Origin of the sequence: Paenibacillus sp. PastF-3 (assembly GCF_029893135.1) — a bacterium.
Lineage (GTDB): Bacteria > Bacillota > Bacilli > Paenibacillales > Paenibacillaceae > Paenibacillus_AQ > Paenibacillus_AQ nitricinens.
Map to the genome: position 1 here is coordinate 38,870 of NZ_JARXWM010000011.1, position 16,126 is coordinate 54,995.

A 16,126-nucleotide genomic window follows, 5' to 3' on the forward strand; every position below is an offset into this window, starting at 1 on the left:
CTTATTCATCATGCAGAAAGTATAGGTCATTCCCACACAGATGTCACTTGAGAAAATAAGAAAAAGTTTTGAAATTAGATCATAATGAGGAGGAACTTAACATGAAAAAATTCGCCAGCATAACAGTTGCCTTGGGACTTATGGCTTCAATAGCAGCTACAGCATCAGCCGCAGAGGTAACAGGGACAACTACAGATTCTACGACCGCAGATGGAAGCACTTACACAACATCTTTTGAAACGATCATTACCCCATCGGATATTACTCCAGCCACACCACAAATTGTTCTAACCGAAAAAACAGCTTTCCACTTTTCAGTTGGCAGTATGATTCCCGCAGGCTGGCTTAGCGCTCAAACGCTTGATACCACAGGTGAAGTGATTACGGATACTTGGGGCAATGAATGGAGAGAAATCTACACTTGGCTAGGAAAAGCGTGGGTAAAGGTTCCTGTTGCTGCCAATGTAATTATGTAATTAGTACAAAAAAGATGATAACAAGCATAAATGCCTTCGGCGTCCCTATAAGGACGGCAAGTGTTTAAGCGAGAAATATAAGGATAATTTATAGAACGGAACATATAAACTCTTATATATACAAAAAGCTACCCCCTCAGTAGATCATTCTACTGAGGGGGTAGCTTTTGCGCTTACGCCGCCTTTGTTCACCCGTCACAAACATGCGATGCTGCCGCTTCTGTATACCTATATAATTATCGGATGACCGATCCCCCGAAGAGGAAACGATTCGTCCAAGAAGCGCTTAATTTATCTACTTTCACCCCGCCTGAAGCTACGGAATACGTATGGAGAACTTGTCCATCTCCTAGATACATAGCAACATGCGATATTCTTGCCTTAGATTTGTCGACCCCTTCATACGCTGAAGCGGAGTTCCCTTTATAATCCATAAAGAACATTAGATCGCCGCGTTTCAAACCGGAAGTAGACGTAACTACCGTACTATTCGATTTCACCCAATCTCCCTGTTGACGGGAATCAGCAGGCAGTTTCAGATTCACACCATCCATGAAAATTTGCCGGATAAAATCAGAACAATCGAAGGTACTTGTATCATATCTGCTGGAACCAAACTCATAAGGTGTCCCAAGATAGCCCATACCTGCTGAGATTACACTCTCGATTTGGGCAGAAGCCCCAGGTGTAGAAATAGGTGGTACTGGTGCTGGCGGCGTTGGTGTCGGCGTTACCGTCCCAGTCCCCCCATTATTAGCGAACGAAGTATATTGATCACTTGAACTTATATATCCAATGCTACCATCAGAGGTTTGAATTTGATACCAGGAGCTGTTCGGCTGTGCCAGAAGCTGTACTTGTTCCCCCTTCTTCAGAAGTCTCAGTACTTTTCCGCTTGTAGAAGGTGTAGTTCGAAGATTCACTCCGTACTTTATGGTTCCCGTTTGTGCTGATGGTGTTGTTGGTGTACCTACTGATGATGAATTTACGCTGATATACTTATCATCTGCACTTGTATAGCCTACGGATCCATCCGCTGCTTTCACCTGATACCAATAGCTATTCGGTTGTGCCACAATCTGCACTTGATCTCCCTTTTGCAAATACTTCACTACTTCTCCACTTGTAGAAGGTGTACTGCGAAGGCGAACACTTGCCTCGATGACCGCTGTTTGACCGGCTGCTGCTGCCATAACTGAATTTGATGGACTTGAGGCTGCTGCTGCATTTCCAGGAGCAGATACTCCTAAACCTGCAACAATTGCAGCTGAAACCAATAAGGATGCTGTTAATTGCTTATGTGATTTAATCATACGTTCCCCCAATACCATGATGAGATTTCAACAAAGGTATGTACTACATTCCTTTATGCCCTCATTATAGGCTTGCCCGGGATTTGGAACATGCTCCAAATTGCACATATAATCATGCCACTTTATGGTAAAACACAGGACTAAAGTCTTGAATCCTCCTTGAATATGTTTGTTTTTTCCTTAAAATAGAATTTTTCAATTTAATCTTTAGGTTCCACATGCACCTGTACATTCATAATATTGTGTAGCTTGCTCATTCTCTCTTCAATGGAATCACTAATCCTATGACCTTCCACCACTGTAATATTCGCGTCTACCTCCACTACAACATCCACGTGTACATGGTTCCCGTGCACCCGTGCCTTCACATCTTTAATCCCCTCTACTCCCGGTGTTCGAGCAATCGTACTACGTAGATCCATCAATCTATCTTCATCAAAGCCATCCGTAAGCCGGTAGGTCGAGTCACGAAAAATATCCCATGCCGTCTTAGAGATAATTAGTCCGACAACTACTGCCGCCGCAGAATCAATCCACGGCAGTCCGAACTGCGCACCTACAATCCCAACAGCAGCACCTATACTAACCATAGCATCCGAAAAATTATCTTTCGCCGCTGCCATGAGTGCACTACTATTTATCTGCTTAGCCAGCCTTTTGTTGTATATGTATACTCCCATCATTGCTACTGCACACACTAGGGCCACACCAGCAGACCATAGCTGCGGGGTTTCCTTTGCACGATCGAAAAAGGACCGCACCGCCTCCACAATCACTTGAATACCTACTACCGCCATAATAAATGAAGCCAACAATGCAGCTACTGTCTCTGCCCGAAAATGTCCATAAGCATGGTCAGAGTCAGGCGGCTTCCGCGAAATCTTTAGACCAACCAACACGGCTGCAGATGCTACGATGTCAGTTAAATTATTGACACCGTCCGCGACCAATGCACTAGAGGCGAATAGATAACCGCTAACCAGCTTGAATGTCGATAAAATGAGGTACGCGGCTATACTAACCCAAGCGCCACGCTCGCCTTTACGTATATCTTCGTAAATATCAACCATTTGGGCTATCTCCTCGTTTTCTGTTTTGTTAGAAAAGAATTCTTTCAATTATTCTTGCCCTTGTAGCAGCATTTAAAAACAATTAGAATAAAGTGAAGGACTTGCTTCAAAGGAGGTTATCATAATGAGCGAAAACAATGAAAAAGGAAAAATCAATTTAGCTGAAGCTATCCGGCAAAAGCTGGAGCAGAAGAAACAACAATCTTCCTCTAAACCTGGATCAACTTTCCAGGCAGGATCCGCTAAACCCCTAAAAAGTCAGAATAACAAAAAGCCTAGCAACCAACGCCGTCGTACCGGCGGATCCTAGCACTATTTTATAAACATAAAAGGCTGCGTATCCCTCAGGGACAACGCAGCCTTTTATGCGTTCGTCTGCCTTAATGGATGGGCTAGAACTCATCAAATTCATAACTGATTCTCTTTATTGTATAATTAGCCAACTGAAAACATGCGCTTTGGGAAACCTCAAGTGATAAGGCGTCCTGTCTTGCAAGCCCCGCGTATACTCCCCGTAGAATTCTACTTGTTAATCCATGTGTAACCGCAATGACCCGCGGAGTGGAGGACAAGCTATCTAGCCAGTCTGTAACACGCTCCTGAACCGCTTCATAGCTCTCTCCATCTGGTGAACGAAAATACCAATCATACATAGTCGTATCTTCAAGACTATTCGGCCAGCCCTGCTCAATTTCCTTAAGCGTTAACCCTGACCAAGAACCAACGGAAACCTCACTTAACCTAGAATCCGTTTCTACTTTATTGAAATCATAACCTAAGATATCACACAAAATTTGTGTGCTTTGCAGCGCTCTCCCAAGTGGACTTGAAATCACCTTCCATTCAGAGGGATGATCCACCGAATAACGAAGCAGCCTGCTCATTTGTCTGACTTGATCCATTCCATGCTCAGTCAGAGGTGAATCCAATTGGCCTTGGTAACGACCTTGCGTATTAAATTCGGTCTCCCCATGCCTCATAATAAAAATAGTTCTGTCCACAAGCATCACCTGCCGTTATCTTTTCAAAATAGAAATTATAAAGACAGCTACTCCAATCCTATTAGGATTAGAGTAGCTGCTTAACGGGTTCCTTCCGCATAACGGCGGAAAGTAAATATTATACTTCTACAGGATACATGCGTTGGCGCATTTCCTTAATTTCTGGATTCTCTAAATACTCATCGTATGTCATCGTGCGATCAATTACACCTGTAGGTGTGATCTCAATGATACGGTTAGCAATCGTTTGGATGAACTGATGGTCATGGGAAGTGAATAGAATAGTCCCGTCGAAATCGATCAGTCCGTTATTCAGTGCCGTAATGGATTCCAGATCCAAGTGATTGGTAGGTTCATCGAATACAAGCACGTTCGCACCGTTCAGCATCATCTTCGCCAGCATACAGCGAACCTTCTCGCCCCCGGACAATACGCTTGCTTTCTTCAGTGCTTCTTCTCCGGCGAACAGCATCCGTCCAAGGAATCCACGTAGGAACGTCTCATCTTGATCTTTAGAATACTGACGCAGCCATTCTACGAGATTCATGTCCACGCCATCGAAATAGCTGGAGTTGTCTTTCGGGAAATAAGCTTGAGTTGTAGTGACTCCCCATGCATATTCACCTGCATCCGCTTCCTGCTCACCCATGATCACATCAAACAGCAGTGATTTAGGCTGGGAGTAAGGACCCACGAAAGCAATCTTATCACCTTTGTTAACTACAAAGCTGATTTCATCAAGAACCTTCTCACCTTCAACCGATTTGGTCAATCCACTGATTGTCAGAAGCTGCTTACCTGCTTCACGTTCAGGTTTGAAGTTGAGGAACGGATATTTACGGTTAGATGGACGAATGTCATCCAACGTAATTTTCTCGAGTTGTTTCTTACGAGAAGTCGCCTGCTTAGACTTGGAAGCATTGGCCGAGAAACGCTGAATAAAGGCTTGCAGTTCCTTGATCTTGTCTTCCTTCTTCTTGTTCGAATCACGCTGCAAAGCTTGAGCAAGCTGACTGGACTCATACCAGAAGTCGTAGTTACCAACGTACATCTGGATTTTGCCAAAATCAATATCCGCAATATGCGTACATACTTTGTTCAAGAAGTGACGGTCATGGGATACGACGATAACAGTACCTTCATAATCCATGAGAAAGTTCTCTAACCAGCCAATCGATTCTAGATCCAAGTGGTTGGTAGGCTCATCGAGCAGGAGGTTATTTGGACGGCCAAACAAGGCTTGTGCCAAGAGTACCCGTACCTTCTCATTGCCGCTCAGTTCGGCCATTTTCTTATCATGCAGTTCACGCATAATACCAAGACCGATCAGCATAGCTGCCGCATCCGGCTCTGCATCCCAGCCATTAAGTTCTGCAAATTCGCCTTCAAGCTCACCGGCACGTAGGCCATCTGCTTCCGTGAAATCTGACTTCGCATAAAGCGCGTCCTTTTCTTTCATGATTTCATAAAGACGAGTGTGACCCATAATTACTGTTTCAAGTACCGGGAATTCATCGTACTCGAAATGATTCTGCTTCAGAACTGCAAGGCGTTCACCTGGTGTTATATGAACATCACCCGTGTTCGCTTCAATCTCCCCAGACAGAATTTTCAGAAAGGTTGATTTACCAGCACCATTGGCACCAATCAAACCATAGCAGTTACCAGGGGTGAATTTTATGTTTACATCTTCGAAGAGAGCGCGTTTTCCGTAGCGGAGTGTTACGCCGCTTGTGCTAATCATTACGCATTACCATCCTTTTCACTTTAGGGTTTCGGCTCATTATAGCATAAAATCAGTGCAAAAATCCCGTGAAATAGGCATTTAAGCTGATCTCTCTCCTACGAAACTTATTCCAGCTGTTTTACAGCGACAACTTTTAAGGAGGAATTTTTTCAATTATTCCCCAGATGTGCGATTCTCCTTTTGTACGACCAGTGTTTCTCCATAACCGAGTATACGAATTCTTTCCTCCGAAATCGCGTGTTTAACTCGGGCATTCTCCATACGATCCAGTGCTTCCCGGGCGGTATCATCAGCAAGTCTGAAGGTACCGTAATGCATCGGAATCATGGTCTCCGCCCCTACATCTAGGAAAGCTTGTATGGCTTCCTCAGGATTTACATGCTGAGAGGTCATGAACCATTCCGGTTCATAGGCCCCAATCGGCATAAGCGCGATATCGATCTTATAACGGTTTCCGATCTCCTTAAAGCCTGGGAAATAACCGCTGTCCCCAGCGAAATAAAGATTTGGAGAAGACTTCTGATTTCCGGAGTCAGCGGGCTCCAAGATGTACCCACCCCAATGAGAAGTATTCGTATCCCATGGCGTTCTCCGCGTCCAGTGCTGAGTAGGAACAAAACTAAGCTTGATCTTACCTAGCTTAATCTCCTGCCACCATTCCATTTCCACACAGTTGTGGAACCCTTTGCGAAGCATTTTACGCTTCAGACCAACAGGAACTACAAGCGTTGTCCCTGCCCGATATAATTTACGGATAGAGGCGATATGCAAATGGTCATAATGAGAGTGCGAAATCAGAATCAGGTCAATCGGTGGCACTTCGCTAAGTGGAATCCCAGGTTGTCCCAGTCTTTTTTCAAAGCCTAGCCTTCTCGCCCAGATGGGATCTGTAATGATATTCATCCCTTCATATTGAAGGAAAAATGTTGAATGCCCAATCCACGTAATGGTATTCTCCAATCGATTCTCAGACAGATAAGATACTTTGGGCGGCGTATTCGGTACAACATAAGAATAGTCCTTCTTCTTGCGACGACGCTCCTCACGCCACTGGCGAAATTCCTTTAATGATTTATCGGTACTTACATTATCGACGTTATGGTAACGAGTTTTAGGCATACAACACCTCTTCTTCAGAAGTTTACCGGGCAATCCTAGCTTTTGCGAATATACTACAACTATATTGAACAGCAGCGTATTTTGCAAAATATACAAATAGCATGATAAAGGTTCGCCCTTTTATTCCTCACAATGGCAGACTTTAGCGAAATAATAGAAGAGTTCTTTTGGTTTCACGCCAGAAATGAGATAATATGTGTATAAAGTATGGCGGTGCATATACCGTTCAAGGGGGAGCTACGTATGAAGATTACTTTTATTGAACCGACTCCAAGTCCAAATACGATGAAGCTACATTTGGACGAAAGTTTAGAACCCGGAATTCGCAAAACCTATACGCCAGAAAGTGAGCGTTCCGCACCTGCTTGGGCACGTGAAATGTTAACGATACCGGGCGTTACTAGCATTTATCATGCCGCTGACTTTGCAGCACTTGAGCGCAAAGGCAACGCCGATTGGGCGGCCATTCTAAGGGAAGTTCAAAGCCGCTTCGGGAGCAACGAAGGATTAACTGGAGATTGGAGTCTGGCTGACGAGAATGCCGGTGCGCATTTTGGGGAAGCGCAAGTCTTCGTCCAATTGTTCCGCGGAATTCCGATGCAAATCCGCGTAAAAACAGGCGCGAATGAAGAGCGCATATCCTTAGCTAACCGCTTTACTAAAGCGGTTATGGATGTGGCTAGCGCCGTGATGATCAAAGAGCGCAAGCTCACCGATTACGGCGTGCGTTATGGCGAGCCCGCGGACATTGCGCGCGAGGTCGAGCAAGAAATCGAGGCAGCGTATCCGCAGGAACGCCTCGACTCACTCGTGCAGCAAGCTATTGCGCACGGAGCCGAAGGTGAGTTCGTCGAGCAGAGACGAACTCGCACGCAGGATGAGCTGCTGCGAGACCTGAAGCATGAGGATTGGCGCGTGCGCTACGCCGCGCTCGAGGATCTTACGCCGACGGCGGAGCTCCTGCCGGAGCTTAAGGCAGCGCTACACGATCCCAAGCTGCATATTCGCAGGCTTGCTGTCGTGTATCTAGGCGACCTTCGCACACCTGAGGCGATGGAGCTGCTCTATGAGGCGATGGCTGACAGCGCCCCAGCCGTAAGACGTACGGCTGGCGATACGCTATCCGACATCGGCGATCCTGCCGCCACGCCAGTGATGACGGCAGCACTAACGGATAAGAGCAAGCTTGTCCGCTGGCGCGCAGCTCGTTTTCTCTACGAAGTTGGCACATCTGAAGCTCAAGATGCGCTCACACTTGCAGCGGATGATCCAGAGTTCGAGGTTGGCCTTCAAGCCAAGATGGCTTTGGAACGTATCGCCTCAGGTGAAGCCGCAGCAGGCACTGTATGGCAACAGATGTCAGAGCGCCGCCGTAATTAACACGGAAGTACCTGATTTTGTCATTGCTTTGAGAAGTAAACTTGCTTTATACTAATTCCTGTTGTTTATAAATGAATGAAGTAAAGATAGCCTCGTCATACTAAGATGAGGTAGAGGTCGCGGATATAAAAAGTACGCGTGTGGAGACGTTAGAGCCGTCTATGAATCACGCCGAAAGGAATATCCGCCGAAGCTTGCGCTGTAGCTCTTACAGCGGTGCAGGCTGGGGCCGTTGCCGAAAGGCACGGAACTGTCACATTGTACAGCCTGCGTAAGTAGCAGACTGCAGTGTGTTGCGCTATCTTCACAGGGAGTATGATGCGGAGCTGTATAGATGGAAGCCGCAGACATAGTTTGCGGCTTCTTTGCGTTTACAGAATTTGTATGTTTCGTGCATCATCGAAGTATACCTCCCGCATTGCGGGAGTAAGCAGCTCAGCGCTCCCCGTTCATGAACAGTAAGATTAGATCATAAGGAGTGTCATATTCATGCAGGGCAATCAGCACAACCCAGCGCAAGGCAACATGAATCAGCCTGCGCTTAAAAAATCGTTCAAAGCAAGACATTTGACCATGATCGCACTAGGCGGATCTATTGGGACGGGTCTGTTTCTAGCCAGTGGCGGCGCGATCGCTTCAGCAGGACCTGGTGGAGCCCTTCTGGCTTATACGGCTGTAGGTGTAATGGTTTATTTTCTCATGACTAGTCTTGGAGAGCTCGCCACCTATTTACCGGACTCCGGGTCCTTCAGTACCTACGGCACTCGTTTTGTCAGCCCTGGCTTTGGTTTCGCCATCGGTTGGAACTTCTGGTATAACTGGGCGGTTACGATTGCAGCAGAGCTATCAGCGGCTACCCTCATCATCAAATATTGGTTCCCGGACAGTCCTTCCTTCCTCTGGAGTCTGGTGTTCCTTCTACTGATGTTCGGTCTGAATTTCCTATCTGCTCGTGGCTATGGGGAATCAGAATATTGGTTTGCTATTATCAAAATCATTACCGTTATCGCCTTCCTTATTGTCGGGGTGCTCATGATATTCGGCATTATGGGTGGAAAAGCTGTAGGCTTCAGTAACTTCCAAATGGGGGGCAGTTCCTTCAACGGTGGCTTCTTTGCCTTCGTCGGGGTATTTATGGCAGCCGGATTCTCCTTCCAGGGTACCGAGCTAATCGGCGTTGCTGCGGGTGAGAGCGAGAATCCACGCCGCAACGTCCCCATTGCGATCCGCCAAGTATTCTGGCGTATATTAATCTTTTATATCCTTGCTATATTTGTAATCGGAATGTTGATTCCTTATACGAATCCAGATCTGCTGCGTGGTGGCATCGATGACATCGGAGTCAGTCCGTTTACGATCGTGTTCAATAAAGCCGGGCTTGCCATTGCTGCATCCGTAATGAATGCCGTCATTCTCAGCTCTGTACTGTCGGCAGGGAACTCTGGAATGTATGCTTCCACCCGTGTCCTGTATGCAATGGCTAAGGATGGAATGGCTCCACGCGCACTGGGCAAGCTTAATCGCCGTGGTGTCCCTGTTGGCGCTTTGCTAGTAACTACGGCTGTCGGAATGCTCGCCTTTCTTGCTTCATTCTTTGGTGATGGTGCCGTATATAACTGGCTACTGAACGCCTCTGGGATGTGCGGATTTATTAACTGGCTAGGCATTGCAGTCTGCCACTACCGCTTCAGACGTGCCTTTATAGCACAAGGCCATTCCCTAGATGAACTACCTTACCGGGCCAGATGGTTCCCATTCGGACCTATTTTTGCCTTAGCACTTTGTATTGTAGCTATACTCGGTCAGAATATGGGCGCCTTCACAGGTGGAACGATCGACTGGTATGGTATCGCCGTTTCTTATATCAGCTTACCGCTGTTTCTCTTAATCTGGTTCGGCTATCGCTGGTTCCGAAAGAGCAGTATTATTCCTTTGGATAAATGCGATCTTAGTACTCACCCAGAATAAAATGACTTGAAAAAGTGGCTGTTTTGAGCAATCTGAGTAGTAAAACATTGTTAGAATGCAAATGAAGGAGCCTAGCAGTCTCTCAACGCTTAGCTCCTTCATTTTTGGCGTTCACTGCAGCTAAGCTATGTGAAAGTAATTAGGGAAAATCGCCCTAAAGATAGATAGAAAGCTCTTAAATTGAATGGAATTAGGGGATTTCTCCCTAATAATTGGGTTGAGTTCTATATTTACCAACAAATCAGGTGAATTTCAGGGAGATTTTCCCTAATTGTTAATCAGCGCTTCAGATTATAGGCATCATTGAAGTAATATACAAAGAGATTCGCGAATAAGAACCCGTAAAAAAAACAAAAAGGGATCTCCCGCAGCCATTCAGGCTTATGGGATGTCCCTTTCTTATATCCTTCTATTCCCAAGTCACAAACACTTTGAGGTCGCCCGTATTGTCAAAAGCAGAACTGGAGTAAGATACATCCTCTAGTCCAAGCTTATATAGCTCCTGCAGGTCATTCTTAAGCTGTGCTCCACTTCCATGATAGCGGAATAATATAGACACCTCACCGGAGGCCATTGCCTTATTCGCTAGCCGAGTCAGATCTCCTACCGAACGTACAATTAGCTCCTCGGCATATAGCTCATAATTGAGATCCTTCTGAAGCTTTTTATACACAGCTGCACTCTGTCCTCCACGCTCCACAAGTGCAGACAAGGTCTTATGATAACCTACCGACGCTGCCGGATAGGATTTCGTCCAGCTATGATCCTGACGCATCTGTGCATCTGTCCTCATGTAGTACGCCGTACTAATAACGCCAGCCTTATCCGGTGTCGGGTCATCCCAAGTCGTGTCGAGATGATACCACCGTCCATCTAATAATACTAGATTCCAGGCATGCAACTGACTACGTCCTCCCGGCTGCTTTGCTGTACCCTCAACGATTTTATTCGTGAATCCAGCTTCCTTTAACAGCTTATAGGTCAACAGCGAATACCCTTGGCAAACGGCGCTGCCACTCTTCAATCCTTCATAAGCCGTATATTTACGATACGAAGTATCATATTTCAGATGAAGCACAACCCAGTCATGGATCGCCTTCACCTTCTGATGATTGTTCATGCCCGGCGTTATGATCTTCTTCAGCGCAGCCTTCACTTCTTTGTTCACAAAAGCCGTCTGCTCCAGCGTCTCCAAATATTTCACTTCCACCGTAACTTTTACAGAGCTTGCGCTTCCTCGATAAGTATATCCGTAGCTGTCTATAATGTAATACAAATAAGGGTCACTAGCCATCGCTTGATCCAGGGCCGCTTGTATTTTCGTTTTCAAATTTGAACCTTTGCTCTCATAAGTAAAAGTAATGGTCTCCCTTCGGTTGTTCATTGCACCCGTTAGCTTCTGCGCTACTTCATTTACAGAACGAAGGGTGGGTGAACTCGAAGCCGCATAAGCATGACCCCAGCCCCAATAAATCATCGGTGGAATAGCAGCGAATATAATCACTCCTCCCAGAATGATCTTTACTAATGTAAAGCGTTTTTTCCACATATATATTCCGTTCCTCCGGCTCCTATAGTCTTATAACGAACCCTACCATTTAATAGATAATGAGCGTTTAGGCAAAAAAAGACTGCTCCCTGTAGAATAATTCTACTCTGAGAACAGCCTATATGCTAGAACGATGTGTTTTATTCGCTTTGTGGTGTAATGATATAGGTCTCTCCTATTACGGTTTCAAATTCCATCTCTAGCCCTATTCGTGAACCATCAGAACTTTGAATGAGCAAAGGCTGGTGACTATAAATTCTGCAGATTTGACCATGAGTCGAGGTCAGCTCCGCCTTCATTAAGCGTCCTTCACGCCATTCTATATTTGTGATAAAGCCGCCACGTGCTACTAAGCCTTTCACACTACCATCAGACCATTCTTCTGGAAGAGCCGGTAATAATTCAAGCCCTTCCTGATGACTCTGCAAGAGCATTTCAGCAATTCCGGCCGTAGTTCCGAAGTTACCGTCAATCTGAAATGGAGGGTGATTACCGAATAAATTCGGCAGACTTGAATCTTGCAAAATACGACGTAAACAGCTATACGCACTCCCTCCATCCTTCAAACGTGCATATAGATTAAGCAGCCAGGCTGCACTCCAGCCCGTGTGTCCACCCCCGCCTTCCAAGCGCTTCTTAAGCGTTAACGCTGCTGCCTCCGCTAGCTCTGGTGTGGAGGAAGGACTAATTACATTTCCGGGATATAAATCATACAAATGAGAGACATGGCGGTGCCCAGGCTCTTGTTCAGCAAAATCCTCACTCCATTCACGAATACGTCCGTCCGGTGCAATCCCAGGATGAGCGAGTCGTTCCTGTTTCTGACTCAGCTCCTGCCTCAGCTGGGCATCGGTATTCAAAATCTCAGCAGCCCGAATGCAATGCTTGAACAGCTCATCGATCAGCGATAAATCCATAGCTGAGCCAGCTGAAACACTGCATGGCTTGCCATCAGCAGTCAAGAATACATTCTCCGGTGACGTAGACAGACCCGTTGTCCATCTTCCATCAGGCAGCTCTACCAGCCAATCCAGACAAAATAATGCGGCTCCCTTTAACAAAGGAAAAGCTGTGTTGCGCAAATATTCCTCGTCTGGACGGAAAGCGTAACGTTCCCATAAATGGCGAGAGAGCCAAACGCCTCCCATTGGCCAAAATGCCCACATCGCCTTGCCGTCTGACGGAGATGTCATACGCCACAAATCTGTATTATGATGCACCGTCCAGCCACGTGCGCCATAATGAATATTTGCTGTACGACTGCCAGCCACACTAAGTTCAGTAATAAAATCGATTAAAGGTTCATCGCATTCACCCAACCCGCATAACTCGGCTGGCCAATAATTCATTTCAGTGTTTATATTGGTCGTATAATTACTGTTCCATGGCGGCTGGAGATAGGGATTCCAGATCCCTTGCAGATTCAGAGCTTGTGTACCCGGCCGTGAGCCAGCAATCATCAGGTACCGGCCATACTGGAACAGCAGCGCTTCTAGCGCAGAATCTGCCTGCCCCTCCTGGTACCGTTTTAGTCGCTCATCCGTGGGAAGCTCTATCCGGGAGGACGAAGATGCAAGCGTCAACTCCACGCGGCGGAACAAGGACTGATGATCCTCTAGATGGCGCTGCTTCAGCTTCGCATATCCAGTAGAAGATAAAGCCAATTGCTCTAGGCACAACTCCGAAGGTAGCTTACCGCCGCTTCCTGGCATCCGGTCATACCCGGCAAAATCGGTTGCTGCAGCTAGACGGATCGTAATGGAGCGCGCACCTGAAACCGACAATATACCGTTCTCAGCTCTACAATTACCGCCATCTGTACGGATCTCCATTGCAGCGGCAAAACTTATGCCGAGACCCTCTTCGTATAATACAGCACGCGGATGATCTCCTACATAATTATCAGCAACATGCGACGGGGCACGACCGGTCATTATCAGCATACCGTCAGGAGTAATCTCTGTTCGAGAAGGATGCGGCGAAGTCAGAGCCACCGAGAAATCCGGTAGAATGCCCACACCCTTTCTCCCCTCTGCATGGATATGAATGACTATAAGTTCATCTGGTCTGCTGGCCAAAACTTCGCGCACAATCCTTACATCCCCAGCAGTATAGGATACCGTAGCAAGCGCTTGATTCAAATCAAGCTCCCTCTGATAATCCTCTATAGGACTGCCAAGATTGAACTTCATTCGCAAGTCTCCGAGCGGTTGATAGGATTCAGTCCGTCTGCCTAACATCTTGGAATCTACCAGTGCTTCCGCTTTCTTGTATTCCCCCTCTGCCACTAAATGTTTGGCCGGAGCCAAATGACGCAGCGCCTCATAATTAGCTGTATCCCGTGGAAAGCCCGACCATAAGGTGTCTTCATTTAGTTGAATCAGTTCTTCTTCCGTTCCGCCAAAGACCATGCCGCCCAGACGGCCGTTACCGACTGGCATTGCCTCTTCCCATACAGCCGCCGGCTGCTTATACCAGAGATCATGCCGCCCAGTGTTCTTACCTTCTCCCACGTATATTCCTCCTATCCTGTAATTACAGATGAAAAGAAATCGGCGGGAAGCCCGGACTTTCGTTCGGACTTCCCGCCATCTTCATGCTTTTATTTTATTAGCCGCGATTCAGTAATTACTCATTCCAAAGTTTCACGCGTTGTTTAACCAGCTCTTCACGTAAATCTTCAGCTTTCGTCACGTCAGCTTTATCCAGTTCAGCCATATAAGCATCCCAAACTTTGTCGAAATCAGCTGGTTTGGACAAGATGGCTTCAGGAATCCGTTTCCAACTGATATCCTTCAGCTTGTTGTCGAGAACGACAATTTCACTATCCCCAGGAATCGTGATGTTCCATGCCGCGCCCCAAGGTTTAACTTTGAATTCATCTTCATTTGGGAAGAGGTCTTTCCAAGTTGTTGCTTTATAAGCAGCAAGTGTTTCTTTTTCAACTGCATTGTAGCCTACAGTTACTTGCTCAGGGAAACGAGTTGTATAGTAATTTCCAGTTGGGTCCAATACGCCGTCACCATAGTGAGCGCTAAGCAGAGCATAGTTTGATCCGACATTGCCAAGTCCTGTTTCTTTTTGGAAATTGGTAGTGTCATTATATTTGCGGTTGTTCACATCTTCAGGAATGACACGTTTGCCGTCAACTACGTTATAATGCTTGCCTTCAATACCCCAGTTAACCAATACTTGACCTTCATCGGATGCTAAGTAGTCCAAGAATTTAATGGCACGTACTGGATCTTTAGCATCTACACTGATCCCAATACCGTTACCACCCATAAAGCCTGTAGGCCAGAAGGAAGTTTCTTTGTACTCTTCAGACAGGGTTACTGGATAGTGACCGTATCCTTGATCCAGCTTACCTTCAGCTTTCAATGCTCTTTCTCCATCGCCATAACCCCAGTCTTGGTCAATCAAACCAATAACACGGCCGGTAGCGATTTTAGCTTTGTACTGATCATACTTTTGAACGAAGCTTTCCGGGTCAAGCAATCCGATATCATTCATATGGTTGAGCCAGCGGAAATATTCTTTCTCAGCAGGACGACGGAAGTGATAAGTTACCTCTTGTGTGTCGATATCGATTGCATATTCACCATCATCAGGAGAGCCTGTAGTAGTGAATGCTGGGTTAGTTACTGTAATGTACATGTACCAATCATCTGCATTTAGGGTCAGACCGATGTTTTTGTTACCATTTTCATCGGTGGGATGTTTTTCCAGGTAAGCCTTGATTACGTTCTCATAATCTTGGACCGTTTTAATTACAGGATATCCCGCTTCTTTAACAGCACGATGCTGTAGTTCAAATCCGCCACCAGCATCAAAGTATTTGTTATCCACACCTGCATACGTAGGAATAGCATAAATCGCGTGGTCATCATCACTGTAGCGTGAGCGTTTCATGCCTTCTTCGCCTAATACTTTTTTGATGTTCGGAGCATATTTTTCAATCAGATCTGTCAGATCAAGCATTGCGCCTGCATCCACCAGCTTGCTTACGTCGGTCTTGGCACTGATCAGATCCGGATAATCACCGCTCGCTGCGATCAACGCTACTTTTTGAGCAGGGTCACCAACCGCGTATTCAGCATTCAAGGTAACTCCTGTTTTTTCCGTAATCACTTTACCAACTTCGTCTTGCATGCCTGTCCAGTTCGGGTTAGGGTCAGCACTGAAGAAAGTCATCGTGAGCGGAGAAGTATCCTCAACCGCATTGGCCGAATTAGCCGCATTACCCTTATTTGTTGCATTTTTAGCTGCATCTCCAGCTGCGTTATTGCCGTTATTTCCACCACAACCTGCGAGCATGCCGAGCATCATAATAGAAGTGAGTGTAAGTGCAGTTGCTTTAGCTTTTATTTTTCTATTATTCCCCATTACATAAACCCTCCTTAAAATTGTTTATCTATCGTATCACAGATAAATCCTGTTAATACTTATCCCAAAACTTCCCACAGGAAAAGAAAACGGATACAAAACACAATTAAAGTGCAG

Annotated in this window: 12 protein-coding genes and 1 riboswitch; of the genes, 4 read left to right on the forward strand and 8 right to left on the reverse strand. The window is 46.1% G+C overall.

Annotated elements, in window-relative coordinates:
• Window positions 1-101 precede the first annotated feature (101 nt).
• Complete coding sequence (locus M2444_RS20780; RefSeq protein ID WP_280787923.1) at window positions 102-476, forward strand: hypothetical protein; 375 nt, start codon at window positions 102-104, stop codon at window positions 474-476.
• A gap of 236 nt (window positions 477-712) precedes the next feature.
• Here M2444_RS20780 and M2444_RS20785 read toward each other — a convergent pair whose 3' ends face one another.
• Both M2444_RS20785 and M2444_RS20790 read right to left on the reverse strand, forming a co-directional pair.
• Window positions 713-1,789, reverse strand: coding sequence for a C40 family peptidase (locus M2444_RS20785; RefSeq protein ID WP_094877865.1), 1,077 nt, complete (start codon window positions 1,787-1,789; stop codon window positions 713-715).
• Between the two features lie 200 nt (window positions 1,790-1,989).
• Window positions 1,990-2,859 (reverse strand): cation diffusion facilitator family transporter, encoded by an 870-nt coding sequence (locus M2444_RS20790; RefSeq protein ID WP_042191865.1) that lies wholly within the window; start codon window positions 2,857-2,859, stop codon window positions 1,990-1,992.
• Window positions 2,860-2,983: 124 nt separating this feature from the next.
• On the opposite strand from M2444_RS20790, the gene M2444_RS20795 reads away from it, so the two are divergent.
• Complete coding sequence (locus M2444_RS20795) at window positions 2,984-3,169, forward strand: hypothetical protein (RefSeq protein WP_094872449.1); 186 nt, start codon at window positions 2,984-2,986, stop codon at window positions 3,167-3,169.
• 82 nt (window positions 3,170-3,251) lie between these two features.
• On the opposite strand, the gene M2444_RS20800 is transcribed toward M2444_RS20795, so the two are convergent.
• From M2444_RS20800 to M2444_RS20810, 3 genes are all read right to left on the reverse strand, one after another.
• Window positions 3,252-3,860, reverse strand: coding sequence for a histidine phosphatase family protein (locus tag M2444_RS20800; protein WP_280787924.1), 609 nt, complete (start codon window positions 3,858-3,860; stop codon window positions 3,252-3,254).
• A gap of 118 nt (window positions 3,861-3,978) precedes the next feature.
• Window positions 3,979-5,604, reverse strand: coding sequence for an ABC-F family ATP-binding cassette domain-containing protein (locus M2444_RS20805; RefSeq protein ID WP_094872450.1), 1,626 nt, complete (start codon window positions 5,602-5,604; stop codon window positions 3,979-3,981).
• Window positions 5,605-5,760: 156 nt separating this feature from the next.
• Complete coding sequence (locus M2444_RS20810; RefSeq protein ID WP_094877866.1) at window positions 5,761-6,726, reverse strand: MBL fold metallo-hydrolase; 966 nt, start codon at window positions 6,724-6,726, stop codon at window positions 5,761-5,763.
• A gap of 243 nt (window positions 6,727-6,969) precedes the next feature.
• Between M2444_RS20810 and M2444_RS20815 the strand changes: the two genes are divergently transcribed.
• Both M2444_RS20815 and M2444_RS20820 read left to right on the forward strand, forming a co-directional pair.
• A complete protein-coding gene (locus M2444_RS20815) occupies window positions 6,970-8,106 on the forward strand; it encodes a virulence factor (protein ID WP_094877867.1) in 1,137 nt (378 codons plus the stop codon).
• Window positions 8,107-8,209: 103 nt separating this feature from the next.
• A riboswitch (Lysine riboswitch) is annotated at window positions 8,210-8,415 on the forward strand.
• A 180-nt stretch (window positions 8,416-8,595) separates the two neighbouring features.
• Window positions 8,596-10,074, forward strand: coding sequence for an amino acid permease (locus M2444_RS20820; RefSeq protein ID WP_373455899.1), 1,479 nt, complete (start codon window positions 8,596-8,598; stop codon window positions 10,072-10,074).
• A 409-nt stretch (window positions 10,075-10,483) separates the two neighbouring features.
• On the opposite strand, the gene M2444_RS20825 is transcribed toward M2444_RS20820, so the two are convergent.
• From M2444_RS20825 to M2444_RS20835, 3 genes are all read right to left on the reverse strand, one after another.
• Window positions 10,484-11,623, reverse strand: a complete 1,140-nt coding sequence (locus M2444_RS20825; protein WP_094877869.1) for a transglutaminase domain-containing protein — start codon at window positions 11,621-11,623, stop codon at window positions 10,484-10,486.
• Window positions 11,624-11,763: 140 nt separating this feature from the next.
• The gene (locus M2444_RS20830; RefSeq protein WP_280787925.1) at window positions 11,764-14,136 is read right to left on the reverse strand and encodes a glycoside hydrolase family 95 protein; all 2,373 of its coding nucleotides are present in this window, start codon (window positions 14,134-14,136) and stop codon (window positions 11,764-11,766) included.
• A 115-nt stretch (window positions 14,137-14,251) separates the two neighbouring features.
• Window positions 14,252-16,009: an ABC transporter substrate-binding protein gene (locus M2444_RS20835; RefSeq protein ID WP_094872456.1), complete on the reverse strand. Its 1,758-nt coding sequence runs from the start codon at window positions 16,007-16,009 to the stop codon at window positions 14,252-14,254.
• Window positions 16,010-16,126 lie beyond the last annotated feature (117 nt).